This window comes from Pseudomonas flavocrustae, assembly GCF_029872515.1.
In the GTDB taxonomy this organism is placed as follows: domain Bacteria; phylum Pseudomonadota; class Gammaproteobacteria; order Pseudomonadales; family Pseudomonadaceae; genus Chryseomonas; species Chryseomonas aestiva.
Map to the genome: position 1 here is coordinate 279014 of NZ_JAPDIQ010000007.1, position 26415 is coordinate 305428.

Here is a 26415-nt window from a genome sequence, read left to right on the forward strand (position 1 = left end):
AGGGAACTTGCCGGGCCGCGTGGCCTCTGCACAGCTGCGACAAAATGTAACCGCGACCAGTGGATATTGGTAATATTCCAACATATTAGCTAGCTAACCATAAGCCCCGAGTTTTCACGTCGGGCACCTGATGAGACCCTGACCATGTCCGCAGACGATTCCGTCCCGGCCCGCCGCGACTTCCTGCGCAAGTCCCTGAGCCTGATTCCCGTGGTCGCCCTGGCGGGCGGTGCCCCCTCGGGCCTGGCTCTCGCCGCGCCCACTCCGGAAAGCAAGCCGGGCAGCAGTCCGCGCGCCGACCACTATCAACCGGTGTTCTTCAACGCCGAGGAATGGGCCTTCGTGCGGGCCGCGGTGGCCCGGCTGATTCCGGCGGACGAACTCGGCCCGGGCGCGCTGGAAGCCGGTGCGCCGGAATTCATCGACCGACAGATGCAGACCGCCTATGCCCGCGGCGGCCTCTGGTACATGCAGGGTCCCTTCGCCGTCGATGCCGCACCGGAGATGGGCTACCAGAGTCGCCTGGTACCCCAGGACCTCTATCGCCTGGGCATCGCCGCGGTGGATCGCTGGACCCGTCAGCAGCACGGCAAGGTCTTCGCCGAGCTGGCACCCGCCGACCAGGACGTGGCCCTCAAGGCCCTGGAAAGCGATGACGCCGCGCTCGAGGGCGTGCCGGCCAAGCTGTTCTTCGCCCAGCTGCTGCAGAACACCAAGGAAGGCTTCTATTGCGATCCGCTGCATGGCGGCAACAAGCAGCTGGTCGGCTGGAAGCTGGTGAATTTCCCCGGCGCCCGCGCCGACTTCATGGACTGGGTGGAGCGCGACGAGCGCTATCCGCTGCCGCCGGTCTCCATTCGCGGGGAGCGCGGTTGATGGCCAAGGTATTGCCCAGCAAGCATGTAGTGATCGTCGGCTTCGGCTGGACCGGCGCCATCATGGCCAAGGAACTGACCGAGGCCGGTCTGGACGTGGTAGCCCTGGAACGCGGCAGCTACCGCGACACCTATCCCGACGGCTCCTACCCCCAGGTGATCGACGAACTCACCTACAGCATCCGCAAGAAGCTGTTCGTCGATGTCTCCAAGGAAACCGTCACCATCCGCCACAGCGTCAACGATGTCGCCCTGCCCAACCGCCAGCTCGGTGTCTTCCTGCCCGGCGATGGCGTGGGCGGCGCCGGCCTGCACTGGTCGGGGGTGCACTTCCGCGTCGATCCGGTGGAACTGCGCCTGCGCAGTCACTATGAAGAGCGCTACGGCAAGAAATTCATCCCCGACGGCATGACCATCCAGGACTTCGGCGTCAGCTACGGCGAGCTGGAGCCCTACTTCGACTTCGCCGAAAAGGTCTTTGGCACCTCGGGCACCGCCTGGAGCGTCAAGGGCCAGGTCGTAGGCGACGGCAAGGGCGGTAACCCCTATGCCGCGGATCGCTCCAGCGACTTCCCGCTGCCGGCGCAAAAGAACACCGTCTCGGCGCAACTGTTCGAGAAGGCCGCGCGGGACGTGGGTTATCACCCCTACAACCTGCCCTCGGCCAACACCTCGGGGCCCTACACCAACCCCTATGGGTGTCAGATGGGCCCCTGCAACTTCTGCGGCTACTGCAGCGGCTACGTCTGCTACATGTATTCCAAGGCCTCGCCGAATCTCAACATCCTGCCGGCGCTCAAGCAGGAGCCGCGCTTCGAATTGCGCAGCCAGGCCCATGTGCTGCGGGTGAACCTGGACAGCACCGGCAAGAAGGCCACCGGGGTGACCTACCTGGACGCCCAGGGCCAGGAGCTGGAACAGCCGGCCGACATCGTCATCCTCGCCGCCTTCCAGTTCAACAACGTGCGCCTCATGCTGCTGTCGGGCATTGGCCAGCCCTATGATCCCAGGACCGGCGAGGGCGTGGTCGGGCGCAATTTCGCCTACCAGAACATGGCCACCATCAAGGCCTTCTTCCGCCAGGACCAGCACCACACCAATCCCTTCATCGGCGCCGGCGGCAATGGCGTGGCGGTGGACGACTTCAACGCCGACAACTTCGACCACGGCCCCCACGGCTTCGTCGGCGGCTCGCCGATGTGGGTCAACCAGGCCGGCACCCGGCCCATCGCCGGGGCGGCCAATCCGCCCGGCACGCCGCAGTGGGGCAGTGCCTGGAAAAAGGCCCAGGCCGGTTACTACAACCATCAGCTTTCGATGGACGCCCACGGTGCGCACCAGTCCTATCGCGACAACTACCTGGACCTGGACCCCACCTACCGTGACGCCTATGGCCAGCCGCTGCTGCGCATGACCTTCGACTGGAAGGACAACGACATCCGCATGACCCGCTTCATGGCGGCCAAGATGAAGAAGATCGCCGAGGCCATGAGCCCCGAGCACATCAGCGTCTCGGTCAAGGAGTTCGGCGGGCACTTCAACACCGCCAGCTACCAGACCACCCACCTCAACGGCGGCGCCATCATGGGTACCGATCCCAAGACCAGCGCGGTCAATCGCTACCTGCAGAGCTGGGACGTGCACAACGTCTTCGTGCCGGGCGCCTCGGCCTTTCCCCAGGGTCTGGGCTACAACCCCACCGGCCTGGTGGCGGCCCTGACCTACTGGTCGGCGCGGGCCATCCGCGAGCAATACCTGAAGAACCCTGGCCCCCTGGTGCAGGCATGAGAGGCGCGCCCATGATCCTCCGTACCCTCGCGACCCTGCTGCTGGGCGCCGGTCTGGCCATGACGGCCCAGGCCGCCGAAGAGACTGACCCGGCGCTGGTCAAGAAAGGCGAATACCTGGCCCGGGCTGGCGACTGCGTGGCCTGCCACACGGCGCCGGGCGGCCAGCCCTTCGCCGGTGGTCTGCCCATGCAGACGCCCATCGGCACCCTCTATTCCACCAACATCACCCCGGATCGGCAGACCGGCATCGGCGCCTACAGCTATGCCGACTTCGATGCAGCCATTCGCGAGGGTATAGCCAAGGAGGGTCATACCCTCTATCCGGCCATGCCCTACCCCTCCTATGCCCGGGTCAGCGAGGGCGACATGCGCGCCCTCTATGCCTACTTCATGCACGGCGTGACGCCGGTCGAGCAGGCCAATCGCGATAGCGACATCCCCTGGCCTCTGTCCATGCGCTGGCCCCTGGCGATCTGGCGCCAGCTGTTCGCGCCCGAGGTGGTGCAATTCCAGCCCGCGCCGGACCAAGATCCGGTGGTGGCGCGTGGTGCCTATCTGGTGGAAGGCCTCGGCCACTGTGGCGCCTGCCACACGCCACGCGCCTTCACCATGCAGGAAAAGGCCCTCTCCCCTGCCGATGGCAAGGATTTCCTGGCCGGCAGCGCACCCCTGGAAGGCTGGATCGCCAAGAATCTGCGCGGCGACCAGCGCGACGGCCTGGGTCGCTGGAGCGAAGCGCAGCTGGTGCAATTCCTCAAGACCGGGCGCTCCGCCGACAGCGCCGTGTTCGGCGGCATGACCGAGGTGGTGCAGCACAGCCTGCAGTACCTGAGCGACGCCGACCTGCAGGCCATCGCCCGGTACCTCAAGACCTTGCCGGCCAGGGATCCGCACGATGCGCCCTTCCAGGCCGACGGGCGTGCCGCCGCGGCGCTCTGGCGCGGCGATGACAGTGCCCGGGGCGCCCAGGTCTATGTGGACAACTGCGCCGCCTGCCACCGCACCGATGGCCAGGGTTACGACCGGGTATTCCCGGCGCTGGCCGGCAATCCGGTGCTGCGTACGGCCGATGCCAGTTCGCTGATCAACATCGTGCTCAAGGGCGGCACCCTGCCCGGCCTGCACACCGCGCCGTCGATGATCGTCATGCCGCCCTTCGGCTGGCGCCTGAACGATGCCCAGGTGGCCGACGTGGTCAGCTTCATCCGCGCCAGCTGGGGCAACGACGCCGCCCCGGTCAGCGCCGCCGAGGTCGCCAAGTGGCGTACCGACGATACGCGCACCACCTCCGGGGACGATCTCGGCCAGGCCTTCGGTCATGGTCAGCCAGAGCCGCGCGAAGCGGGTAAATAGCGTTCGCTTCAGCGGCGCAGCCAGGCCGGATCCACGGCGGCGAACACCTCCTGCAGCCACTCGACCCAGGCGCGTACCCGCGGCGAGGTCTGGCTGGCCAGGGGGTAGACCGCCGCCAGCGGCAAGTCCGGCGGTGGCTGGTCGGGCAGGACTTCGCACAGCCGGCCGGCCGCCAGATCCGCCGCCACGTGATAGCGCGGCGCCTGGATCAGGCCCAGCCCGGCCAGGGCGGCACCGACATAGACGTCGGCGCCGCTGAGGGTCAGGCGTCCGGGCTGATCCAGGCAGTGCAGCTCACCCTCGTGCCGGAATTCGAAGGGCAGCCGACGACCGCTGCGCTGGGAGCGGTAGTGCACCAGCTGGTGCTGGGCGAGATCCGCCAGGCTGTCCGGCCGGCCCTGGTGCGCCAGGTAGTCCGGACTGGCACAGGTCACCTGCACCAACTCGCCGAGCGCCTGGTCGGCCAGGCCTTCGTCGAGCAGGGGTCCGCTGCGCAGCACGCAGTCGATGCCCTCGCCGATCACGTCCACCGGTCGATCGTCGGAGCTGACGACCAGCTCCAGTTCGGGATAGCGGCGACAGAAGTCCGGCAGCGCCGGTATCACCAGCGCCCGCCCCAGGGCCCCGGGCAGATCGACGCGCAGCCGACCGCGTGGCTGACGCCGCCGCTGGCTGAAGGCGCCTTCGATGTCATCCAGCTCGGCCAGCCAGCCGACGCAGCGCTCGTAGTAGGCGGCGCCGTCCAGGGTCGGACTGACCCGCCGGGTGGTGCGATGCAGCAGCGTCACGCCCAGATGGGCTTCCAGCTGCTGCACCAGCAGGGTCGCCATTGCGGGTGACAGGCCAAGATCGGCGGCCGCCCGGCTGAAGGAGCGGCGCTCGACGATCCGCACGAAGCCGCGCATGGCTGCCAATCGGTCCAAGACTCTTCAATCCCATCGAATACTGCCTGTCTCGATAGCAGCTTTGTTGACGTCCTCTCAATAGCGAGACTGGCCTGGTCTTTCACGAACGGAGCGTACGTCATGTTGCAACGACAACTGGGCCGCAATGGCCCGCAGGTATCCGCCATGGGGCTGGGCTGCATGGGCATGAGCGAGTTCTATGGCGCCACCGACGAGAGCGAGGCCCTGGCCACCCTGGACCTGGCCCTGGAACGCGGCGTGACCCTGCTGGATACCGCCGATGCCTATGGCCCTCATCACAACGAGGAATTGCTGGGCCGAGCCCTGCGCGGACGCCGCGAGCAGGTATTCCTGGCCAGCAAGTTCGGTCTGGTGCGCAGCGAAGATCCTGATACCCGTGGGGTGAATGGCCGGCCCGACTACGTGCGTCAGGCGGTGGAGGGCAGTCTGCGCCGGCTGGGCATCGAGCATCTCGATCTCTACTACCAGCACCGGGTCGATCCCGAGGTGCCGATCGAAGACACGGTGGGCGCCATGGCCGAGCTGGTGCAGGCCGGCAAGGTGCGCTACCTGGGGCTGAGCGAGGCCTCCAGCGCGACCCTGATCCGCGCCCAGCAGGTCCATCCCATCGCGGCCCTGCAGAGCGAGTTTTCGCTCTGGTCACGCGATCCCCAGGAACACGGCGTGCTCGCCACCTGCCGCGAACTGGGAGTCGCCCTGGTGGCCTACAGCCCGCTCGGCCGCGGTTTTCTCACCGGCGCCCTGAAATCACCGGAGGATTTCGCCGCGGATGACTATCGCCGCCTGAGTCCGCGCTTCCAGGGCGAGAATTTCCAGCGCAATCTGGCGTTGGTGGAACAGGTACGCGCCCTGGCCGGCGCCAAGGGCGTCACGCCCGGCCAGCTGGCCCTGGCCTGGGTGCTGGCCCAGGGCGAGGACATCATCCCTATCCCCGGCACGCGCCAGCGGCGTTATCTGCAGGAGAATCTTGCCGCGCTCGACGTGCAGTTGAGCGCAGCCGAGGGCGCCGAATTGGCTCGGCTGTTTACCCCGGAACAGGTGGCCGGTACGCGCTATCCCGCCGCCTGGATGCAGCTCGTCGAGCGCTAGTGACCATCAAGCCCGTCGCCGACCGACGGGCTTGCACGGCTGGCATCGATCCTGCTAGCTTGATCGGGTTAGTACCAAGCTGACCCCAATCGCTGGACGCCTTTCCGCTCGTTGTAGCAGCGTGAAACAAGCGTCACCCAGATCAAACCGATCCCTCGATTGCTCAGGATCTGCCGCCCTGGCCTCTGAATCTCGTGCCCGGCCGGTTGCCTGCCTTCCCAAGTACTTACCTGCATGCCTGGGCATCTTGCCCACACGCTGCCTTCCTCCAGCCAGAGATTCAGCCGTCGGCCGTTATGGGTACGAGGTTGCTGGAGTTATTTCACCGCGCCGACTGAGCGTGGGTCCCAAGGATAGACAGATGAACATTCAAAATCAGGCCATCGCGGCCATGCAACACCTTCAAGCGGCCTTTGCACCGTTCCAATGCATCACCACCCCGGCTTCGCGCAAGGGCGGTTTCAGCTTTACCGTGGTCGACGAGCGCGGTGTCGCCTGTCGCAGCGAGCGTCTCTATCCCGAGCAGTACAACGCTGCGGCCGGGCTGGAACGCGTCATCGAACGTACCCGTCGCGCCCTGGTGGCCTGAAGCGCCACACGAGTGCCGGACGCATCACGGTTTCCGTGATGCCCATGCCGGCAGCCTCCATCTGCGGTATGTTTGGCACAGCTTCGCGTAGGCGTGAGCCAAACAATGAATCCCAAGATGGAGGTCGCATGTCGCAAGTCGTATTCATCCGCCATGGCCAGTCGGCGTGGAACCTGGAAAACCGCTTCAGTGGCTGGGCGGATGTGGATCTGACCGAACAGGGGATCCGCGAGGCCCACGAAGGCGGCCAGGCGCTCAAGGACGCCGGCTTCCTCTTTGACGTGGCCCATGTCTCGGTGCTCAAGCGCGCCGTGCGGACCCTCTGGCACGTGCAGGAAGGCATGGACCAGATGTGGCTGCCGGTGGTGAGCGACTGGCGCCTCAATGAGCGTCACTATGGTGGCCTGACCGGCCTCAACAAGTCAGAGACCGCGGCCAAGTACGGCGAAGAGCAGGTACTGGTCTGGCGCCGCAGCTACGACGTGCCGCCGCCCGAGCAGAGCGTCGAGGAGCAGCAGGCCCTGGCCGCCGATCCGCGCTATGCCGGTCTGTCGCTGGATCAGGTGCCGCGCACCGAATGCCTCAAGGATTGCGTCGAGCGCGTGCTGCCCTACTGGAACGAAGTCCTGGCCCCGGCCATCCGCAGTGGCCAGCGCGTGCTGGTGGTCGCCCATGGCAACTCCATGCGTGCCCTGATCAAGTACCTGGACAATATCTCCGACAGCGACATCGTCAGCCTCAACATCCCCAACGGCGTGCCGCTGGTGTACGAGTTCGACGAGAATCTCAAGCCCACCAAGCACTACTACCTGGCCGACCCGGACGAGGTCGCTGCCAAAATGGCCGCGGTGGCCAATCAGGGCAAGGCGAAGTAAGGCGTTTTCGTCCTGCTTCGATCGCGGCCATGGCCGCGATAGTCCGAAAACCCAGACCCGTAGCGTGGAAAATCGCTTGGCGTTTTCCACAAGCAGGGTCGCTGGTGAACGGTGGACAAGGCTGGCGCCGATATCCACCGTACCTCAGGTGCGACCGTTCGGTCGTTGCACCACCCGGGCTTCACCCAGGACGCCTTCATGCTGGGCGCCCTCGTCCTGCCCCGCCTGAATCTCTTCGTCGGCTTCCACGCCCCCATCGCCTGGCGTCTTCTCGCCCTTTTCCTTGCCGTCGTCGCTGTGGTGTTCGATCACCGCATTGATCTCCGCGCCGAACAGCAGCACCGCTGAAGACAGATAGAAGTACAGCAACAGCACGATGATGGCGCCGATGCTGCCGTAGGTGGCGTTGTAGTTGGCGAAGTTCTGCACATAGTAGCCAAAGCCCAGGGATGCCAGGATCCAGACCACCACCGCCAGCACCGAGCCGGGGGTGATGAAGCGGAAGCTCTGCTTCACGTCTGGGGTGACGTAGTAGAGCGCCGCCACGGCGATCATCAGCAGGGCCACCGCCAGTGGCCAGCGGATCAGCGCCCAGAGGGTCACCATGTAGTCCTCCAGCCCCACGTAGGCAGCTAGCCAGTTCATCACCTGGGGCCCGAGCACCATCAACGCCGCAGCGCTGAGCAGGATTCCGGCGAGGCCGATGGTGTGCAGCACCGACAGCGGAATGCGCTTCCAGGCCGGACGGCTTTCCACCACGTCATAGGCGCTGTTCATGGCGGTCATCAGCGAGCGGAAGCCACCGGACGCGGACCAGAGCGCGACGATGATACTGAAGGACAGCAGGCCGCCCTTCTGCGTCTGCAACTGGTCGATGATGGGATTGACCGTATCCAGGGCGGTGGGCGGCAGCAGGTAGGCGGCCTGTTCGCGCAGGAAGGTGAAGAAGTCCGGCAGGTGCAGGAAACCGATCAGGGCGATCAGGAACAGCAGGAAGGGAAACAGCGAAAACAGCATCTGGTAGGCCAGTGCCGCTGCATAGGTGGGCATGTCGTCGGCCACGAATTCCTGGACGGCACGCTTGATGAGGGTGAACGGCGAAACGCCGCGCAGGCTGAAGGCAAACAAGGACATGACGGCTCCTGACGAACGTTCCTCACGAAGGATTCCTGGGGCGGACCTGCCCGGCCCGCACCCGGCGGCTTTGCAGGTCCGCCCTACCTTCAGAGTGGCAGCAGCCGGGTTGGTTGCGCCCTGACGTCAGAAGCCGGAACCCGAGGCATCCCGGCAGGCGGCGATCTCGGCGGCCGTGGGCATCCTGAGTTCCTCTATCCCGCGGCTTTCATCGAAACGGATGAAGCCGGCGGCGGCGAATTCGCGTAGCCAGCCATCCATGGGCCACAGCCCCCAGCGCGCCTGGAAGCGCCGGGCGTTCTCCAGGATGCTGGCGAAATGATTGAGCGGTGGGTGATAGGTCGGATGGTACTGATGGAAAGCGCGCGCCTCGACCTGATAGACGGGCACCCCCGCCTCGCGGGCGCGAAAGGCGAAGTCGGTGTCCTCGCCGCCATAGCCGCGATAACCCTCGTCGAAGCCGCCGATGCGACCGAAGGTGGCGCGGGTACAGGCGAAGTTGAGCGACCAGAACAGCGGATGGGGAATCGCCTCGCCCGGTGGACGCTCCCGGTGCAGGGGATGGACGACACCGCTGGCGAGCAGCTCCTCCGGCGTCCAGTCGCCTTCCGCGATTCCAGCCGGCAGGTAGTGGACGAAGCCCTGGTGCAGGGCCTCGGGGCGCGTGGTCAGCGCCTGGCGATAGGCATCGAGCAATCCGGGCGCGGGGATGCAGTCCACGTCGAGAAACACCAGGTCCTCGCCTGGTGCGGCGGCTACAGCGGCATTGCGCGCGGCGGCCAGGGGCAGGATGCCGTCGCCTGCCACGCCAAGCACCTGAATTGGAAAGCCTGGGCTGTGCAGCGCACGCGGCGGCTCGTTCATCTGCACCACCACCAGGGCCGCCGGAGGCGTCGGCGCCAATTCCAGCCCACGGATGAGATTGGCCAGTTGCCGCTCGCGACCTTTGACCAGGGTCAGGACGATCATGCCAGCACCTCCTGGGCGACCTGCCGAATACAGGCAGCGGCGCGCTGGGCACCCGCGCCGTCGCTTACTGCCATCCAGCCCTCGGGATCGAGCCCGCGGGTCCTGGCCAGCAGTTCCGGCCAGGCGTCGTCGGCGGGCCAGCTTTCGCAGGTGATCGCCAGGCCCTGCGCGGCCAGCAGGCGCCCGGTGGACAGTTGCTCGTCGAAGGGCCGGGCATCCGGCAGACAGAGGAAACGACAGCGCAGGTCGGCCAGTTCCGCCACCAGGCTGTCACCCGCCGAGCCGACCACCAGCTCGGCGCGGGTCAGCCAGGGTGCGGGATCGGCGACGCTGCCCAGGAAGCTCAGATTGGCCGGCGCCTCGGTCGCGTCGTCCAGCACCGGACCCAGTACCGTCCAGCGCCAGTCGGGACAGGCCCGGGCCGCCGCGACCAGCCGCGCGCGACCGAAAGCGGTGCCGCCATGGCCGGCGATGACGGTGACCGTGCCGGGCTCGCGGAGGCGGTCGGGTTGCGGCCCGGCATAGCGCGACAGGCTGCCGGCATAGCAGGTCTTGGCCCGCCAGGAAGCCGGGGTGGCAGGCTCTTCCAGGCATTGCGGATAGGGCGCCAGCAGGCGACTGGCACTGGCGTAGGCCAGTTCGTGGGCGGCATCGAAGCGACTGCCGCGCTGGCGCAGGTAGATTGTCGGCACGCCGCACAGCCGGGCCAGCAGGGCCACCTCCACCGAGACGTCGACCACCAGCAGGCAGGGCCAGGCGCGGCGGAACCAGTCCACCAGCAGGCCCATGCGCTCGCGCAACCCTGCCACGCCGAGTGGCGCATAGTGCAGGCAGGCGAAGGCTTCGCCTTCGACGCCAGGGGCCACGTCGGGCGGCAGCGGACAGAGCCGGACGTTGGGCAGCGCCACCTGCTCGGGCAGGCGACTGCCGAACAGGGTCAAAGGGCCGTCGAAAGCAGCGGCGATGGCCAGGGCGCGGGTCACGTGGCCGGCGCCATGATGGTGGGCGTAGTAACCGATGTTCAGCTCAGTCACGGGCGGTCTAGCCACGGGCCACCCGGCCGGCGGCGACATCGGCGAGCAGGCGCTCGTAGCGGTCGATCATCAGCCGGTGGCTCCACTGCGCCTCGGCCCGCGCCCGGCAGGCGTCACGGGACAGCGACAGGGCTTCGCGCAGGGCCGCCGCCAGGGCCGGCACATCGCCCGGCGGGGCCAGGGCACCGGTCTCGGCGGTGAGCAGTTCCGGCAGGGCACCGCGGGCAAAGGCGGCGACCGGCGTGCCGCAAGCCAGGGCCTCGGCGACGATCAGGCCGAAGGGTTCGTCCCAGCAGGGCGTGACCAGGCACGCACGGGCCTGGGCGACTTCGACCGCCAGGGCGGTACGGTCCAGGTGCCCGAGGTAGACGGCCTGCTCGCCCAGGCGCGGCGCGATCTCCTGGCGGAAATAGCGCTCGTCGGTGGCCTGGCCGGCCAGGCGCAGGGGTACGCCGGCCTCGCGCGCGGCATCCAGCGCCAGGTGCGGCCCCTTGTCCGGCACCAGGCGGCCGAACCAGAGGGCATGGTCGCCGATCGGCGTAGCGCGCGGGCGCCAGGCGTCGAGGTCGATGCCGTTGGGAATCACGTGGCAGGCCGGCGCCAGATGCGCCCAGTTGTCGGCATTGGCCTGGGAGACGGTGCAGTAGTGGCCGCCACCGCGCTTGTGCAATTCGCCGATGGCGTTGATCAGTTCGAAGAACGGCGGGGTGTGCAGCACCGTGAGCATGGGCGTGCGGATCAGCCCTGACATGGTCACCGGGACATAGTGCAGGGCATTGTTGAAGATGACGTCGAAGCCATGGCCATCGATGCGCTGCAGGCAGTCGAGATAGCCGTGGTGCTCGTCGAGGTACTCGGAGCTGAGCACGTTGCGCTTGCGCCGGCAGCCGTCCGTGCCGTAGTTGCCGTCGTCGAGGATGGGCACCACCTCCAGCTCTGGCGCCGAGGCCGAACTGGCGAACAGCGTCACCGCGTGGCCACGCTCGCGCAGTTGCAGGGTGATGTCGTAGGTGAAGGCTTCGAGACCACCGGCGAAGGGCTGGCGTACCGGGTGTTTCACGTGGGTGAGAATGCCTATGCGCATGGAACCGTCCGCCTGCTGTTGCCTGTCATCCCACCGTCCTTATCGCGAGCCGCTGGTTGATAGGAGTCTCAGCGACGGGAATTGGTTGTGCGCTTCGTCGTGAAAGCCGCGCGGCGGGCAAACCTCCGAAGCGGACCAGGGGTCAGCTCTCCTGGACCCTTATTCCCAGCAGACGACGGAGGTTTCCATGCGTTATGAACTGCACTACTGGCCCAGCATCCAGGGCCGCGGCGAATTCGTCCGCCTGGCGCTCGAAGAGGCCGGCGCACCCTATCTGGATGTCGGCAATGCCCCGGAGGACGAAGGTCTGGGCATACCCGCCCTGGAAGACTATCTGCAAGGCCAGAAGACCCGTCGGCCGCCCTTCGCCCCACCCTTTCTCAAGGCCGGCGACGAGGTCGTCTCCCATGTCGCCAACATTCTCCAGTTCCTCGGGCCACGGCTGGACCTGGTACCGGCCGATGAAGAATCCCGCTTCTGGGTCCACGGCCTGCAGTTGACCATCACCGACCTCACCGCCGAGGCCCACGATGTCCATCATCCGGTGGCCATCTCCCTGACCTACGAAGAGCAGCAGGACGAGGCCCGGCGCCGGGCCAAGGCCTTTGCCGGCGAGCGGATCCGTACCTATCTGAGCTATTTCGAGCGGGTGCTGGGCTTCAACCCGGCAGGCGACAGCTGGCTGGTGGGCGAGCGGCGCTCCTATGTCGACCTGTCGCTGTTCCAGGTGGTGGCCGGCCTGACCTACGCCTTCCCCAACGCCATGCGGCGGCTGGCGCCGGAGATACCGCGGGTGCTGGCGGTGGCCGAGCGGGTGGCCGCGCTACCCAACATCGCCGCCTACCTGGCCTCGCCACGCCGCCTGGCCTTCAGCGAGAACGGCATCTTCCGCCATTATCCAGAGCTGGATCCGGCCTGACGGGAAAAAGAAAAGGCCGCCCTGGGGCGGCCTTTTCCGTACAGCCTGGACTCAGGCGCGGTCGATGGTGTTCTTGACAGCTTCCTTGCCCTTGCCGACGTTCTTTTGCAGTTTGCCTTCGGCTTCCTGGGCACGACCCTCGCCTTTCATGCGCGAGTTGTCGGTGGCCTCGCCGACGCCTTGCTTGACCTTGCCGGCCACTTCTTTGGCGGTACCCTTGATCTTGTCGCTGGTGCTGCTCATATCAGTCTCCTTGGGATCGCACAGGCAGTGCGCTTGCAAAATCCGACTGCGGCTCTAACCGGGAGGTTTCGACCATTCGTCGCACAGCGCAGCGGCCAAAAGCATCAGGAAGCTTTGGGCAGCGGTCCCGGAAGCCTTTAGACTTCCTGCCCTTTTTCGTGAGCGACCACCCAGGCGCCTTTCCCGCCGGGAACGTTGCGCGGGGCCGCCTCTCCAATTTCCACACCCCCTCACCGGAGACTTCTGATGTCGCTGAGCCAATTCGACAACCTGCCGGGCGTGACCGCCCAGCCCGACGCCGCCACCCGCGAGTTCGTCTTCAACCACACCATGCTGCGGGTCAAGAATCTGGAGACCTCGCTGGACTTCTATACCCGCGTGCTGGGCTTCACCGTGGTCGACCACAAGGACTTCCCGGACGCCAAGTTCAGCCTGACCTTTCTTGCCCTGGTCGATCGCAACCAGGTGCCGCAAGACCCGGAAGCCCACCAGCGCTGGCGCAAGTCGACCCCGGGCATCCTCGAGCTGACCCACAACCACGGTACCGAGAACGACGCCGAGTTCAGCTACCACAACGGCAACAGCGATCCGCGCGGCTTCGGCCACACCTGCGTGGCGGTCCCGGACATCCGCGCCGCCTGCGAGCGCTTCGAGCAACTGGGCGTGGCCTTCCAGAAGCGCCTGACCGACGGCAGCATGAAGGAAATCGCCTTCATCAAGGACCCCGATGGCTACTGGGTCGAAGTCATCCAGTTCACCCCGCTGTCCTGATCCCTCCGGGCCCGGCGTCCGTCGGGCCCGCCCTGCCTGTCCTTCTGAAGACATCCGACGACTTTTCGGCGCTTAACTGATACCGACTGGCTCCAGGCCATCGACGCCTGCCCATGCCTTTGGCGTACTGCTGGCGAAAAGCCTTACCAAAGTCGTATTGCGCACCCCAGCCAGCGACGTCGTCAGAGAGCCCAACATGAACAAAACAACAAGAATTCGTACCGGGATGTACAGCGTGCTCAGCCTGTTCGTCGCCTGCCTGCTGCTGGCTTGCCTGTATGGGTGGCTCAGCGCCCGGACCAGTGCCCAGCAGATCCGCGACCTGGATAGTCTGACCATGGAACAGCTGGACAAGGTCAACAACGCCGCCACCTGGATCAGCCGCGCCAGCGCCAACTCCCATACCGCCATGCTCGACCGGGTCAACGGCGATGCGGCCAAGGCCGAGAAAGGCGTGAAGCTGGCGCTGGAGCGGTTGGACATCGCCCGCAAGCTGATTACCGACATGCAGGCCAGCGTCAGCGATCCCAAGCTGAGCGGCCAGATCGAAGCCATGCTCAAGGCCTTCGACGCCTACAAGGTCATCGTCGAAGGACAGATCGCCGCCTGCCGGGCCGGCGACCTGCCCGGCTACATCCGTATCAGCGACGGGGCCAAGGGGGCCAGCACGGCCTTCGCCGACACCCGTCAGGCCTTCACCAACGAGATCACCGGCCGTATCGCGGCCACCCTCGCCGCCTCCGACAGTCGCGTGTCCCAGGCCCAGATCGGCAGCCTGCTACTGGTCGGTCTGACCCTGCTGCTGGCGGTACTCTCCGGCTGGTTCATCGCCCGCCGGGTACTGGCCCCGCTCAACGAAGCCGGCGAGCACTTCGCCGCCATGAGCGAAGGCGATCTGACCCGCCGTATCGAGGTGCGCAGCCATGACGAGATCGGCCAGCTGTTCGCCGGCCTCGCCACCCTGCAGAGCCGCCAGCGCGACACCCTGGCCCAGCTCAATCGCACCGCCGAGCAACTCGACAGCGCCGCTCAGGAACTGGGCGAGGTGACGGCCCAGAGCAACCGCACCCTGAATCAGCAACAGCAGGAACTGGAACAGGCCGTGACGGCAGTGACCGAGATGACCACCGCCGTGGAAGAGGTGGCCCGCAATGCCGCCTCCACCTCGGATACCGCCCGCGAATCCGATCGCCTGGCCACTGGCAGTCGCGGTCAGGTAGCCCAGGTGCTCAGTGAATTGCAGAGCATGCAGACCACGGTCAACGAAAGCGAAACCGTGATCGCCAGCCTGGCGCAGCAGGCCAACCAGATCGGCAAGGTGCTGGACGTGATCCGCGCGGTCTCCGAGCAGACCAACCTGCTGGCGCTCAATGCCGCCATCGAGGCCGCGCGCGCCGGCGACGCCGGCCGTGGCTTCGCCGTGGTGGCCGACGAGGTGCGCAGCCTGGCCCAGCGCACCCGCCAGTCGACCCTGGAGATCGAGCAGATGATCGGCAACATCCAGGCCGGCACCGGTCAGGCGGTGACCGCCATCCAGCGCAGCAACACCCTGGCCGGCACCACCCTGGAAACCACCGAGCGGACCGGCCAGAGCCTGGAGCACATCTTCGTCGCCATCGGCGACATCAACGAGCGCAACCTGGTCATCGCCAGCGCCGCCGAGGAACAGGCCCAGGTGGCGCGGGAGGTGGATCGCAACCTGATCAACATCCGCGAACTGGCGGGCGTGTCCAAGCGCGGCGCCGACCAGATCGAGACCTCCAGTCGCCAGCTGGTCGCACTGACCCGCGAGATCCACGGCCTGGCGGCGCGCTTCCGCGTCTGACCCGCCAGGCGACTACCCGGGAACAGGCGTCCCGGGGTAGCCGCGGCTTTACCCAACTTTACGTTTTCTTGGCATGACGTCGCCGCCGCTACAGGAGAAAATTGGCCCGGGCGCCAGGCGTGGCGCCCGTTCTCGCCACGGAGCTGCCTGACGTCATGACGACCTGCCCTACCCCGCGCGGCCCTCGCCTGAGGTGCCTGCTGCTGTCCTTTCTCGCCTCGCCCCTGGGTCTGCTGGTGGTGCTGACCGGCGTGCTGCAACTGCTCGGCCCCGGCTAGGGCCGCAGCGTCCGGCCACCGAAGCGGCCGGAACCGCCTGGCTCACAGGCGGAAGCGCGTGACCAGGCCATTGAGGTCCACGGCCAGGCGCGACAGCTCGGCGCTGGCGGCGCTGGACTGCTCGGCACCCGCGGCGGTCTGGACCGACAACTCGCGGATGTTCACCAGGTTGCGATCTACTTCACGGGCCACCTGGGCCTGCTCTTCCGCCGCGCTGGCGATCACCAGATTGCGCTCGTTGATGCCGCCGATGGCGCCATGGATGCGCTCCAGGGCATGGCCTGCGCCGCGCGCCACCTCCAGGGTCGACTGAGCCCGCTCGGTGCTGCTGCGCATGGCCGCCACCGCCTGCTCGGTGCCCTGCTGGATGGTGCCGATGGAGGTCTCGATCTCGCGGGTCGACTCCTGGGTGCGATGGGCCAGGGCCCGCACCTCGTCGGCCACCACGGCGAAGCCGCGACCTGCTTCACCGGCGCGCGCCGCCTCGATGGCGGCATTGAGCGCCAGCAGATTGGTCTGTTCGGCGACGCTGCGGATCACGTCGAGCACCTTGCCGATGTCGTTGACCTGTACCGCCAGATCGCCCACCAGGGTGGCACCGTGCTGGACGTCGTCGCTCATGGTGGCGATGGCGCCCACGGTTTCCTGCACCAGATCGCGGCCGTCACGGGCCACGCCGGCCGATTCCTGGGAGGCCTGGGAGGTATTGACGGCATTGCGCGCCACCTCGTCCACCGCCGACGACATCTGGTTCACCGCGGTGGCGGCCTGTTCGATCTCGGCGTTCTGGCGTTGCAGGCCGCGACTGGATTCATCGGTCACGGCATTGAGTTCTTCCGCCGCCGAAGCGAGCTGGGTGGCCGAGCCAAGGATGCCCTGCAGGGTCTGGCGCAGCTGGCCCTGCATGGTTTTCATGGCCTGCAGCAGGCGCGCGGCCTCGTCGCGGCCTTCGCTGTGGATCTCCTGGCTGAGGTCGCCGGTGGCGATCACCTCGGCGGCCTGCACGGCGCGGGCGATGGGCTGGGTGATGCTGCGGATCAGCAGCCAGGCGAAGACCACGGTCAGCAGCGCAGTGGCCGCCAGCAGCAGCACCAGCCACTGGATGGCATGGCTATAGTCGGCAGCGGACTGGGCGTTGGCCGCGGCGGTCTGCTGATCCACCAGGTCGGTGAGTTGCTTGAGCACGCCATTGACCGCATCGGAGTTGGCCAGCAGGTCTTCGTTGAGCAGGCGGCGCAGGGGCTCCAGCTGATCGGCGGCGGAAAATGCCAGCATGCGCTGCTGCAGACCGTCGTACTGGGCGATCAACTGACCGTAGCGGCTGTAGGCGGTGCGCTCTTCGTCAGACTGGATCAGCGCCTCGTAGCGCTGCTGGGCGGCGCGCATCTGGCCATTGCGCTGCTGGAACAGCGCCTGGGTCTTGGCGATGATCTCCGGCTCGCGATTGAGCAGCAAGCGATAGGAAAGTACCCTCAGGCGCAGGGTCAGGGCGGTCAGCTCGTCGAGCGCGGCCACGCGCGGCATGGCGCGGTCTTCGATGGCCAGGCCCGAGGCGCGGATGTCGTTCATCTTGACAAGGGCGGTGCCGCCGAGCAGCAGCAGGAGCAGACCGATAAAGGCGAAACCAAGGGTGGCACGCCGCGCGATAGAGAGATTGCGAAAGGACATGGAGAGTTTCCGTTGAGCCTGGAAAGCACCCGCTATCGACCGCACCGTGCAAATCCTGAGGTCCGTTGTCGGACCGGATTTCTCCACCCCTGTCGAGCAAAGGCCGCAAACCCTTGTCCTATAGGGCATCGGAGCTATTGAAAGGCTGGCGAAAGGTCTAGGCTGCGGCACTGTGCCGCAGATCACAGGCCGGAGGCAAAGTGGGCGAAAGACGCTCGATTTCCCCCAGCGGCATTGCGTTCACATTTTTGCACATCTCTCGCAAGCCACTGATCGCCAAGGAAATCTGTTCGGCTATTGCGATTCACGTTTTCTTCACGGGGAAAAGCGCGATTCGGCGCCTATATTCCGGCTTCGTGCCGATAAAAGGTCTAAAAGCGCTGATCGTGCAGCGATAATGGCTGGATGATCTCAGTATAAGTTTGAAATATCTTCTGCGTTGTCCGTCACGAGCTATTGTTTCAGCGTGGATTAAGGTTGAGGCCACCAAGATGACCTGCCGGGTGCCAGGACGCTGCCCGGATACGCGATGGACCGCCAGACAGTGAAGCCACCGGCACCCCAGAGGGCCGGGGCGTATCGAGGCGATGCCAGGGGGCGTCTAGCCACTAACCAGCGCTTGCCGCTGCCATTGCGTACTTGAGAAGAGGTCAGAAACAGATGAGCGACAACACGGATACCTTCGGCGCACCCGACGAGGCCCTCCTGCAGCTGGTCGATGGTTTCAAGCGTTTCCGCCAGGATGTCTTTCCCGAACAGGAAGCGCTGTTCAAGAAACTCGCCAGTGCGCAGTCGCCCAAGGCCATGTTCATCACCTGCGCCGACTCGCGCATCGTCCCGGAACTGATCACCCAGAGTTCGCCAGGCGATCTGTTCGTGACCCGTAACGTCGGCAACGTGGTACCCCCCTATGGCCAGATGAACGGCGGCGTGTCCACTGCCATCGAGTACGCGGTCGTGGCCCTGGGCGTTAAGCACATCATCATCTGCGGCCACTCCGACTGCGGCGCCATGAAAGCCGTACTCAATCCCGATCCGTTGGAAAAGATGCCGACGGTAAAGGTCTGGCTGCGCCATGCCGAGGTCGCCCGTACCGTGGTCGAAGACCATGGCCATTGCGACTGCGGCCACGGCGGCACCCTGGGCTTCCTCACCGAGGAAAACGTGGTGGCCCAGCTGGTCCACCTGCGCACCCACCCCTCGGTGGCGTCGCGGCTGGCCAGCGGTCAGCTGCAGATTCACGGCTGGGTCTATTCCATCGAGACCAGCGAGATCAAGGCGTACGACGCCCAGCAGGAGCGCTTCCTGCCCCTGGATGGCGAAAACATGCCGGTCGCCACCCCGCGTCCGCGCCTGCAACCGGCCTGATCCACCGCGGCCAGCCGGTTCGCCAGCTGGCCGCCCCGAGACGGGGCCCTCGGCCCGTCTCCATAACAGCGCACTGCGCCGGACGATCCCACCTTGGGGCTCCATGGGGATCGCCTACCCTAGCCGCTAGCCGCCTGAATCCCGAACCGTGTCATATGACGTGATATGACGCGCGGGCACCTTTTTCCTAGTCGCTGGAGGACCAGGACCATGCTTGGCAATCAACAGACCCCGGGGCGCAACCTGTCGCGCGACGCCCTGGCCTCACTGGTAGTGTTTCTGGTCGCCCTGCCGCTGTGCATGGGGATCGCCATCGCCTCCGGCATGCCGCCGGCCAAGGGCATCATCACCGGCATCATCGGTGGCCTGGTGGTCGGCTTTCTCGCCGGCTCGCCGCTGCAGGTCAGCGGTCCGGCCGCCGGCCTGGTGGTGCTGGTGTTCGACCTGATCAACCGCCATGGCATCGAGGCGCTGGGCCCGGTACTGCTGCTCGCCGGCCTGCTGCAACTCATCGCCGGCTTCACCCGGCTGGGTGCCTGGTTCCGCGTCACTTCACCGGCGGTGGTCTACGGCATGCTCGCCGGCATCGGCATCCTCATCGTGCTCTCGCAGCTGCATGTGATGCTGGACGCCAAACCGGCGGCCTCGGGTCTTTCCAACCTGCTGGCCTTCCCGGGCGCCGCCCTCACCGCGGCGGGCCAGTGGAACGGCAGTGGCAGCGGCGCCCAGGCGGCGCTGATCGGGCTGCTGACCATCGCCAGCATGTGGCTGTGGGAGAAATTCCGCCCACAGACGCTGCGCTTCCTGCCCGGCGCCCTGATCGGCGTGACCCTGGCGACCCTGGCCAGTCTCTGGCTGGCGCTGGACATCCGCCGGGTGGAAGTGCCCAACAACCTGGCCGACGCCATCGACTGGGTGACCTTCGCCGACCTCGGCATGCTGGCCAACGCCGAACTGGTGGTGGCCGCCCTGGCCCTGGCCTTCATTGCCAGCGCCGAGACCCTGCTCTCGGCCGCCGCGGTGGACCGCATGCACAACGGACCGCGCTCGCACTTCGACCGCGAACTGGGTGCCCAGGGGATCGGTAATCTGCTCTGCGGCGCCGTCGGCGCGCTGCCCATGACCGGGGTCATCGTGCGCAGCTCGGCCAATGTCCAGGCCGGCGCCACCAGTCGCGCCTCCGCCATCCTGCATGGCCTCTGGCTACTGGCCTTCGTCGCCGCCCTGCCCTTCGTGCTCAAGCTGGTGCCGGTGGCGAGCCTGGCCGGCGTGCTGGTGTTCACCGGCGTCAAGCTGGCCGATCCCAAGTCGCTGACCGGACTCAAGCGCTATGGCCGGACGCCCATGGTCATCTATGCCCTGACCGCCCTGATGATCGTCGCCACCGATCTGCTGACCGGGGTGCTGGTGGGCTTTGGCCTGTCGATCGCCTTCCTGGCGGTCAAGGCGGCCCAGCTCAAGGTCAGCCTGACCTATCGCGAAGACCAGCCGGACCAGGCCGATCTGCGCCTGGTGGGCGCCGCGACCTTCCTGCGCGTGCCCCAGCTGACCAAGGTGCTGGAGCAGGTCAAGCCGGGCACTACCCTGCACGTGCCCCTGGAGCGCGTCTCCTATATCGATCACGCCTGCATGGAGCTGCTGGAAGACTGGGGACGGACCCAGGCCAGCAATGGCATGCGCCTGGTGATCGAGCCCAAGGCACTGGAGCGGCGCCTGGAAGGCCAGGCACCGGCGGGTCAACCGGTCATGCCGACCCAGGCACCGGCCTGATCCGGGTGGCGGAGCAGCCAGGCGGCGCTCCGCCACGCTTCATCCAGCGCCAGGGTCCGCCGACGGAGGGCCGGACCGCCAGCGCGATCGCTGATCGCGATACTGGCTTGCCAGAGCCTCGCAGCGTCCCAGTGACATGCAAAGGCCACTCCATAAAGTGGACATTCTGTCCACAAAAAGCGCCTGAATTGACTGATAAATGCCCAAGTTGGCGTCGGTCATCCTACCAACGGCTAATAGTCTGCTAATTAACTTTCGCTCTTCTCGGGTTTGCCTTATAACGCTATCTGGTTCGACTTTTGTCGCACCAACGATCTTTGTGTCGGGCCACCCTCTATCTCGGGGGTAATCGCTTTGCCAGGAAAGCCATGCGACGCCCACACGGCTAAAAATGACCCCACGAGAGGTAGCTATGCGCAAGCCTGAATTGGCGACGGTGATCGCTGAAAAAGTCGGACTTCCAAAGGAACAGGCCAACGTCGTGCTCAACACGCTGTTGGACGAGATCGCGAATGCGCTGCACCGCAAGGACAGCGTTACCCTGGTCGGCTTCGGCACCTTCCTGCCGCGTCACCGCGGTGCCCGCATGGGGAAGAATCCCCAGACTGGCGAGCCGGTCAAGATTCGTGCGAGCAACACGGTGGCGTTCAAGCCCGGCAAGGCGCTGAAGGACAGCATCGAAGGCTGAACATGAGGCGGCACGGATCGCCGCTGCAGCCAAAAGGCATCGCTTCTGCGATGCCTTTTTTGTGTCCGCGTGGAGGACGCGGAGCGGGGTGATCAGCCGATGGCGATCATCTCGAAGTCGCCCTTGCCCACGCCGCAATCCGGGCATAGCCAATCCTCGGGCACATCCTCCCAGCGCGTCCCCGGCGCGATGCCGTCGTCCGGCCAGCCCAGGGCTTCGTCATAGATATAGCCGCACACGATGCACTGCCATTTCCGCATGTTCTGTTATCTCCCAACCGGCTTCAGGTAGCGCGAACGCTACGCGAAAGCCTGGCAAAGGCCAACCGTGCTGGAGCCCGACTGATACCCGGAGCGCCATGATTGCGCCTGGCGACTGTCCACCCCCTGTCTCCATCAGCTAGGCTGCGCCCATGAATTCCTCATCAGCGCCCATGCCCTGGGCCATCTATTTCGCCGTGCTGGGCAGCGTCATCAGCGTCGGCCTGGCCATCGGCCTGTCGATGCCGCTGGTCTCGCTGCGGCTGGAGGGCTGGGGCTATGGCAGCTTCGCCATCGGCGTCATGGCCGCCTCGCCGGCCCTCGGCATCCTCACCGGCGCCAGCCTGGCCGGACGCCTGGCCGCGCGAGTCGGCACACCGCGGCTGATGCAGCTGTGCCTGGTGACGGGCGCCGCCTCGCTGATCCTGCTGTCGCTGCTGCCCAGCTATCTGCTGTGGCTGCTGCTGCGCCTGGCCCTGGGCGCCATCCTCACGCTGATCTTCGTGCTCGGTGAAAGCTGGATGAACCAGGTCATCACCGATCGCTGGCGCGGCCGCCTGGTGGCCCTCTATGGCAGCAGCTATGCCCTGAGCCAGCTGGCCGGCCCGCTGCTGCTGGGGGTGCTGGGTACCGAAGGCGACCAGGGCTTCTGGCTGGGCGCCCTGCTCATGCTCGGCGGCGCCACCCTGCTGCTCGGTCGCCGGGGTGCGCCGGCGGCCGGCGGCCATACCGCGGCCTGGCGGGCGCTGCTGGACTTCTGCCGCGGCGCTCCGGCCATCGCCTGGGCGGTGGCGCTGTTCGCCTGCTTCGAGGCGATGATCCTTACCCTGCTGCCGGTCTATGCCCTCAACCAGGGCTTCGGCCAGCAGCTGGCCTTGTACATGGTCAGCGCCGTGGTAGTGGGCGATGCCCTGCTGCAACTGCCGCTGGGGCTGCTCGCCGACCGCCTCTCACGCCAGGGTCTGTTTCTCGGCTGCACCCTGGGCCTGCTGGCGGTCAGCCTGGCCCTGCCACTGCTGCTGCACACCCCGGGCGTCTGGCCGCTGCTGGTGCTGTTCGGCGCCACCGCCGGCGGTCTCTTCACCCTGGCGCTGATCCTGGTCGGCGAGCGCTATCGCGATGCCGAACTGGTCAGCGCCAATGCCTGCATCGCCCAGCTCTGGGGACTCGGCTGCCTGGTCGGTCCGCTGGTCACCGGCGCCGCCAGCCAGTGGCTCACCGGCCATGCCGTGCCGCTGCTGATGGCCGTCGGCGCCGCCGTGCTGCTGGTGATCGTCAGCCGCCGGGGCAGCGTGCCGGTTACAGCCGAGCAAGCAGCCTGACGAGCCCCATGAAAAACGCCGGCACTGGGCCGGCGTTTTTCATGTCAGGCAGTGTCAGGCGGTGCTCAGAACGCCGGCACCACGGCACCCTTGTACTTCTCTTCGATGAACTGCTTCACCGCCGGGGTGTTCAGCGCCTTGGCCAGCTTCTGCACGGCGTCGCTGTCCTTGTTGTCCGGGCGGGCGACCAGGATGTTGGCGTAGGGCGATTCCTTGCCTTCCAGCAGCAGGGCGTCCTGGGTCGGGTTGAGCTTGGCTTCCAGGGCGTAGTTGGTGTTGATCAGCGCCAGGTCGACCTGATTCAGCACGCGCGGCAGGGTCGCGGCTTCCAGCTCCTTGAACTTGAGCTGCTTGGGATTCTCGGCAATGTCCTTGGGCGTGGCGAGGATGTTGGCGCTGTCCTTGAGCTTGATCAGCCCGGCCTTCTCCAGCAGCAGCAGGGCGCGGCCGCCATTGGTGGCATCGCTGGGGATGGCCACGACGGCGCCTTCGCGGACTTCGTCGAGCTTCTTGATCTTCTGCGAGTAGATGCCGAAGGGCTCGACGTGCACCTGGGCGACGGTCACCAGGTCGGTGCCACGGCTCTTGTTGAATTCGTCCAGGTAGGGCTGGTGCTGGAAGAAATTGGCGTCCAGGCGCTTCTGGGCCACCTGCAGGTTGGGCTGCACGTAGTCGGTGAAGACCTTGATCTGCAGGTCCACCCCTTCCTTGGCCAGCTGGGGTTTGACGAATTCGAGGATCTCGGCGTGGGGCACCGGGGTGGCGGCGACGCTGAGGGTCTCGGCGGCGTGGGCGGTCAGGCTGGCGGCCAGCAGGGCGGCGGTGGCGAGCAATTTCTTCATGGCAGTTTCCTAAAGCGGGGTAGAACCGTCGGCGCCTCTGCGGGCGTCGACGGCGGTGGAGCTGAGGCTCAGAAGGCGGGAACGACGGCGCCCTGGTACTTCTTCTCGATGAATTGCTTCACCTCGGGGGTGGTCAGGGCCTTGGCCAGCTTCTGGATGGCCGGGTCATTGGCCTTGTCGGCGCGGGTATAGAGCAGGTTGGCGTAGGGCGACTCGCCGCTCTCGATGAAGAGGGCGTCCTTGGTCGGCACCAGCTTGGCTTCCAGGGCGTAGTTGGCGTTGATCAGCGCCAGGTCGACCTGGTTCAGCACCCGCGGCAGGGTCGCGGCTTCCAGCTCCTTGAACTTGAGGTGCTTGGGATTCTCGACAACGTCACGCGGGGTGGCGGTGACGTTGCTCGGATCCTTCAGGGTGATCAGGCCCTGCTTGGCGATCAGCAGGAGCGCGCGACCGGAGTTGCTCGGATCGTTGGGGATGGCCACGGTGGCGCCGTCCTTGAGTTCCTTGATGTCCTTGATCTTCTGCGAGTAGGCACCGAAGGGCTCGACGTGCACCGCCACCACCGGCACCTGGTCGCTGCTCGGGTTGCTCTTCTGGTAGCTGGCGTAATAGGGCTTGGTCTGGAAGTAGTTGGCATCCACCTGCTTCTGATCGGTCTGGCGATCGGGCTGGATGTAGTCGGTGAAGACCTTGATCTTGAGGTCCACGCCTTCCTTGGCCAGCTGCGGCTTGATGAATTCCAGGATCTCCGCATGGGGAACCGGATTGACCGCGACGGTCAGGGTCTCGGCGGCCTGGGCGGCGGTGGCGACACCCAGGCCGAAGGCCAGGGACAGCAGGGTACGTTTCAGCGACATCGGGGATTTTCCTTGTGCAAAACCTTCGAGTGGATGAGGCCTGAATCAACGACGACTGAAATGGGCGACGAGGCGATCGCCGACCATCTGCAGTACCTGGACCAGCACCAGCAGCAAGAGCACCGTGACCACCATGACGTCGGTCTGGAAGCGCTGGTAGCCGAAACGGATGGCCAGATCGCCGAGGCCGCCGCCGCCGATCACCCCGGCCATGGCGGTGTAGGACACCAGAGCGATGGCGGTGACGGTGGTGGCCGCGATCAGCCCGGGCAGGGCCTCGGGCAACAGGGTGCGGGTGACGATCTGCCAGAGACTGGCGCCCATGGCCTGGGTCGCCTCGATGATGCCGCGGTCGACCTCGCGCAGGGCGGTCTCCACCAGCCGGGCAAAGAAGGGCGCGGCGCCCACCACCAGCGGCGGAATGGCGCCCTCGACGCCCAGGGATGTACCGATCAGCCAGACCGTGATGGGGATCATCAGGATCAGCAGGATGATGAAGGGCACCGAGCGCAGCACGTTGACCACGAAGGAGAGGATGCCGTAGACCAGCGGCTGCTCCAGCAGCTGGCGGCGGCTGGTAAGGAACAGCAGCACGCCCAGCGGCAGGCCGAGGATCAGGGTGAAGAGCATGGACCAGCCAAGCATGGCCAGGGTGTCCTGGGTCGCCTGCCAGATCTCGGCCCAGTCGATGTTGCTGAAGAGTTCGTCCATCAGCGCAGGACCTCCACGGTGACGTCGGCGGCCTGGAAGCGAGCCAGGGCGGCGTCCAGGTCACCGCCCACCAGGGCGATGGTGAGCTGGCCATAGGGCTCGTCCCGGATGCGGTCGATGCGCCCGCCGAGAATGCTGTAGTCCACACCGGTCTCCCGGGCGACGTGGCCCAGCAGCGGTGCATAGGTGGCTTCGCCGCGGAAGGTCAGCCGCAGGATGCGGCCTTCGACATGGGCATAGGCGTCGGCCAGTTCGGTCTCGTCCTGATGCTCGGCCTCGAACACGAAGCGGCGGGTGGTGGGGTGCTGCGGGTGCAGGAAGACATCGGCGACGGTGCCCTGCTCCACCACGGCGCCGCCATCGAGCACGGCGACGCGATCGCAGACGCGGCGGATCACGTCCATCTCGTGGGTGATCAGCACGATGGTCAGACCCAGCTCGCGATTGAGTTCGGCGAGCAGTTGCAGCACCTGGGCGGTGGTCTGGGGATCGAGGGCGCTGGTGGCCTCGTCGCAGAGCAGGATCTTCGGCTCGGTGGCCAGGGCGCGGGCGATGCCGACGCGCTGCTTCTGACCGCCGGAGAGTTGCGCCGGGTACTTGCGCGCCTGGTCGGACAGGCCGACCCGCGCCAGCAGTTCCTCGACCCGCTGGGCGATCTGCGCCCGCGAGCGGCCGCCGGCCAGTTCCAGCGGCAGGGCCACGTTGGCCGCCACGGTCTTGGACGAAAGCAGGTTGAAGTGCTGGAAGATCATGCCGATGCGGCGGCGGAAATCGCGCAGCTCGGTCGAGCCCAGGGTGGTGACCTCGGCGCCATCGACCTGGAGGCGACCGCCACTGGGAGCTTCGAGGCGGTTGATCAGGCGCAGCAGGGTGCTCTTGCCGGCACCCGAATGGCCGATCAGGCCGAAGATCTCGCCGGCTTCGATCCTCAGGTCGACCGGCTGGAGCGCCGCGACCTCGCGACCGCGCGTGCGGTACGTCTTGTGGACAGCGTGGAATTCGATCAATGGAAAAACCTTGTGGGTATCGTCAGACAACAGGATGGTGATCCAGCCGCGCAGTTTAACGTGCGCGCTTATATCTGCTTAGCACTTGTTGTCGGGTATTACGCCAATAAAGGCATATGGCCAGCCGAGACCCTGGCCGAGCGCCAGGCGAACAGCCCGTCGCCTCGT

26 protein-coding genes and 1 pseudogene are annotated in these 26415 nt (G+C 66.3%); 14 read left to right on the forward strand and 13 right to left on the reverse strand.

From position 1 onward, the window contains the following. Positions 1–144: 144 nt before the first annotated feature. From OMP44_RS17135 to OMP44_RS17145, 3 genes are read left to right on the forward strand one after another with little or no spacing between them, the layout of a single operon-like run. Positions 145–876: a gluconate 2-dehydrogenase subunit 3 family protein gene (locus OMP44_RS17135; protein ID WP_273862583.1), complete on the forward strand. Its 732-nt coding sequence runs from the start codon at positions 145–147 to the stop codon at positions 874–876. Next, positions 876–2663 carry a GMC family oxidoreductase gene (locus OMP44_RS17140; RefSeq protein ID WP_273862584.1) on the forward strand — a complete coding sequence of 596 codons (1788 nt, stop codon included), beginning with the start codon at positions 876–878 and terminating at the stop codon, positions 2661–2663. Before OMP44_RS17135 ends, OMP44_RS17140 begins: the two co-directional genes overlap by 1 nt. An 11-nt stretch (positions 2664–2674) precedes the next feature. Next, a complete protein-coding gene (locus OMP44_RS17145) occupies positions 2675–4018 on the forward strand; it encodes a c-type cytochrome (RefSeq protein ID WP_187980863.1) in 1344 nt (447 codons plus the stop codon). Between the two features lie 8 nt (positions 4019–4026). Here the strand turns inward: OMP44_RS17145 and OMP44_RS17150 are convergent, their stop codons facing one another. Beyond that, on the reverse strand, positions 4027–4941 hold the full coding sequence (locus OMP44_RS17150; protein ID WP_280309909.1) for a LysR family transcriptional regulator: 915 nt from the start codon (positions 4939–4941) through the stop codon (positions 4027–4029). A 102-nt stretch (positions 4942–5043) separates the two neighbouring features. Between OMP44_RS17150 and OMP44_RS17155 the strand changes: the two genes are divergently transcribed. The 3 genes from OMP44_RS17155 (at position 5044) to gpmA (ending at position 7497) form a co-directional block, all read left to right on the forward strand. Next, positions 5044–6033 carry an aldo/keto reductase gene (locus OMP44_RS17155; protein ID WP_280309912.1) on the forward strand — a complete coding sequence of 330 codons (990 nt, stop codon included), beginning with the start codon at positions 5044–5046 and terminating at the stop codon, positions 6031–6033. A 361-nt stretch (positions 6034–6394) separates the two neighbouring features. Then, positions 6395–6622 carry a hypothetical protein gene (locus tag OMP44_RS17160; protein WP_059316634.1) on the forward strand — a complete coding sequence of 76 codons (228 nt, stop codon included), beginning with the start codon at positions 6395–6397 and terminating at the stop codon, positions 6620–6622. 128 nt (positions 6623–6750) lie between these two features. After that, positions 6751–7497: a 2,3-diphosphoglycerate-dependent phosphoglycerate mutase gene (gene gpmA / locus OMP44_RS17165; RefSeq protein WP_044341142.1), complete on the forward strand. Its 747-nt coding sequence runs from the start codon at positions 6751–6753 to the stop codon at positions 7495–7497. Positions 7498–7641: 144 nt separating this feature from the next. Here the strand turns inward: gpmA and OMP44_RS17170 are convergent, their stop codons facing one another. From OMP44_RS17170 to OMP44_RS17185, 4 genes are all read right to left on the reverse strand, one after another. Beyond that, a complete protein-coding gene (locus OMP44_RS17170) occupies positions 7642–8631 on the reverse strand; it encodes a YihY/virulence factor BrkB family protein (protein WP_273862588.1) in 990 nt (329 codons plus the stop codon). A gap of 126 nt (positions 8632–8757) precedes the next feature. Then, positions 8758–9600, reverse strand: a complete 843-nt coding sequence (locus tag OMP44_RS17175) for a glycosyltransferase family 2 protein (protein ID WP_273862589.1) — start codon at positions 9598–9600, stop codon at positions 8758–8760. After that, positions 9597–10634, reverse strand: a complete 1038-nt coding sequence (locus OMP44_RS17180; protein ID WP_273862590.1) for a hypothetical protein — start codon at positions 10632–10634, stop codon at positions 9597–9599. Before OMP44_RS17180 ends, OMP44_RS17175 begins: the two co-directional genes overlap by 4 nt. A gap of 7 nt (positions 10635–10641) precedes the next feature. Further along, positions 10642–11718: a glycosyltransferase gene (locus OMP44_RS17185; protein ID WP_187980858.1), complete on the reverse strand. Its 1077-nt coding sequence runs from the start codon at positions 11716–11718 to the stop codon at positions 10642–10644. A gap of 187 nt (positions 11719–11905) precedes the next feature. Between OMP44_RS17185 and OMP44_RS17190 the strand changes: the two genes are divergently transcribed. Then, positions 11906–12637: a glutathione S-transferase gene (locus OMP44_RS17190; RefSeq protein WP_280309919.1), complete on the forward strand. Its 732-nt coding sequence runs from the start codon at positions 11906–11908 to the stop codon at positions 12635–12637. Between the two features lie 51 nt (positions 12638–12688). On the opposite strand, the gene OMP44_RS17195 is transcribed toward OMP44_RS17190, so the two are convergent. Then, the gene (locus OMP44_RS17195) at positions 12689–12880 is read right to left on the reverse strand and encodes a CsbD family protein (protein ID WP_007161448.1); all 192 of its coding nucleotides are present in this window, start codon (positions 12878–12880) and stop codon (positions 12689–12691) included. Positions 12881–13126: 246 nt separating this feature from the next. Here OMP44_RS17195 and gloA point away from each other — a divergent pair, with 246 nt between their 5' ends. The 3 genes from gloA to OMP44_RS17210 all read left to right on the forward strand — a co-directional run bounded on the left by gloA (position 13127) and on the right by OMP44_RS17210 (position 15754). Then, entirely contained in the window at positions 13127–13651 is a 525-nt protein-coding gene (gene gloA / locus OMP44_RS17200; RefSeq protein ID WP_280309923.1) for a lactoylglutathione lyase, read from the forward strand. Between the two features lie 196 nt (positions 13652–13847). After that, positions 13848–15476 carry a methyl-accepting chemotaxis protein gene (locus OMP44_RS17205; RefSeq protein WP_280309925.1) on the forward strand — a complete coding sequence of 543 codons (1629 nt, stop codon included), beginning with the start codon at positions 13848–13850 and terminating at the stop codon, positions 15474–15476. A 155-nt stretch (positions 15477–15631) separates the two neighbouring features. Further along, the gene (locus OMP44_RS17210) at positions 15632–15754 is read left to right on the forward strand and encodes a hypothetical protein (RefSeq protein WP_007161451.1); all 123 of its coding nucleotides are present in this window, start codon (positions 15632–15634) and stop codon (positions 15752–15754) included. 42 nt (positions 15755–15796) lie between these two features. On the opposite strand, the gene OMP44_RS25100 is transcribed toward OMP44_RS17210, so the two are convergent. Then, positions 15797–16669, reverse strand: coding sequence for a methyl-accepting chemotaxis protein (locus OMP44_RS25100; RefSeq protein ID WP_423814999.1), 873 nt, complete (start codon positions 16667–16669; stop codon positions 15797–15799). After that, positions 16652–17551: pseudogene (locus tag OMP44_RS25105) on the reverse strand (MCP four helix bundle domain-containing protein); the annotation flags it as partial. The pseudogene OMP44_RS25105 and the gene OMP44_RS25100, both read right to left, overlap by 18 nt. A 531-nt stretch (positions 17552–18082) precedes the next feature. Here OMP44_RS25105 and OMP44_RS17220 point away from each other — a divergent pair. From OMP44_RS17220 to OMP44_RS17230, 3 genes are all read left to right on the forward strand, one after another. Beyond that, positions 18083–18790: a carbonic anhydrase gene (locus OMP44_RS17220; RefSeq protein WP_133860378.1), complete on the forward strand. Its 708-nt coding sequence runs from the start codon at positions 18083–18085 to the stop codon at positions 18788–18790. Between the two features lie 210 nt (positions 18791–19000). Beyond that, complete coding sequence (locus OMP44_RS17225; protein WP_273862593.1) at positions 19001–20560, forward strand: SulP family inorganic anion transporter; 1560 nt, start codon at positions 19001–19003, stop codon at positions 20558–20560. 412 nt (positions 20561–20972) lie between these two features. Continuing rightward, on the forward strand, positions 20973–21248 hold the full coding sequence (locus OMP44_RS17230) for an HU family DNA-binding protein (protein WP_017639309.1): 276 nt from the start codon (positions 20973–20975) through the stop codon (positions 21246–21248). Between the two features lie 92 nt (positions 21249–21340). Here OMP44_RS17230 and OMP44_RS17235 read toward each other — a convergent pair whose 3' ends face one another. After that, a complete protein-coding gene (locus OMP44_RS17235; protein WP_007161456.1) occupies positions 21341–21508 on the reverse strand; it encodes a rubredoxin in 168 nt (55 codons plus the stop codon). Positions 21509–21681: 173 nt separating this feature from the next. On the opposite strand from OMP44_RS17235, the gene OMP44_RS17240 reads away from it, so the two are divergent. Beyond that, positions 21682–22830 carry an MFS transporter gene (locus tag OMP44_RS17240; protein WP_280309988.1) on the forward strand — a complete coding sequence of 383 codons (1149 nt, stop codon included), beginning with the start codon at positions 21682–21684 and terminating at the stop codon, positions 22828–22830. A 65-nt stretch (positions 22831–22895) separates the two neighbouring features. Here OMP44_RS17240 and OMP44_RS17245 read toward each other — a convergent pair whose 3' ends face one another. The 4 genes from OMP44_RS17245 to OMP44_RS17260 all read right to left on the reverse strand — a co-directional run bounded on the left by OMP44_RS17245 (position 22896) and on the right by OMP44_RS17260 (position 26247). Continuing rightward, on the reverse strand, positions 22896–23672 hold the full coding sequence (locus OMP44_RS17245; protein ID WP_068384577.1) for a MetQ/NlpA family ABC transporter substrate-binding protein: 777 nt from the start codon (positions 23670–23672) through the stop codon (positions 22896–22898). Positions 23673–23740: 68 nt separating this feature from the next. Further along, positions 23741–24523, reverse strand: a complete 783-nt coding sequence (locus OMP44_RS17250; protein ID WP_371913873.1) for a MetQ/NlpA family ABC transporter substrate-binding protein — start codon at positions 24521–24523, stop codon at positions 23741–23743. 51 nt (positions 24524–24574) lie between these two features. Beyond that, the gene (locus OMP44_RS17255) at positions 24575–25240 is read right to left on the reverse strand and encodes a methionine ABC transporter permease (protein ID WP_017639302.1); all 666 of its coding nucleotides are present in this window, start codon (positions 25238–25240) and stop codon (positions 24575–24577) included. Further along, entirely contained in the window at positions 25240–26247 is a 1008-nt protein-coding gene (locus OMP44_RS17260; protein ID WP_158889638.1) for a methionine ABC transporter ATP-binding protein, read from the reverse strand. Before OMP44_RS17260 ends, OMP44_RS17255 begins: the two co-directional genes overlap by 1 nt. Positions 26248–26415 lie beyond the last annotated feature (168 nt).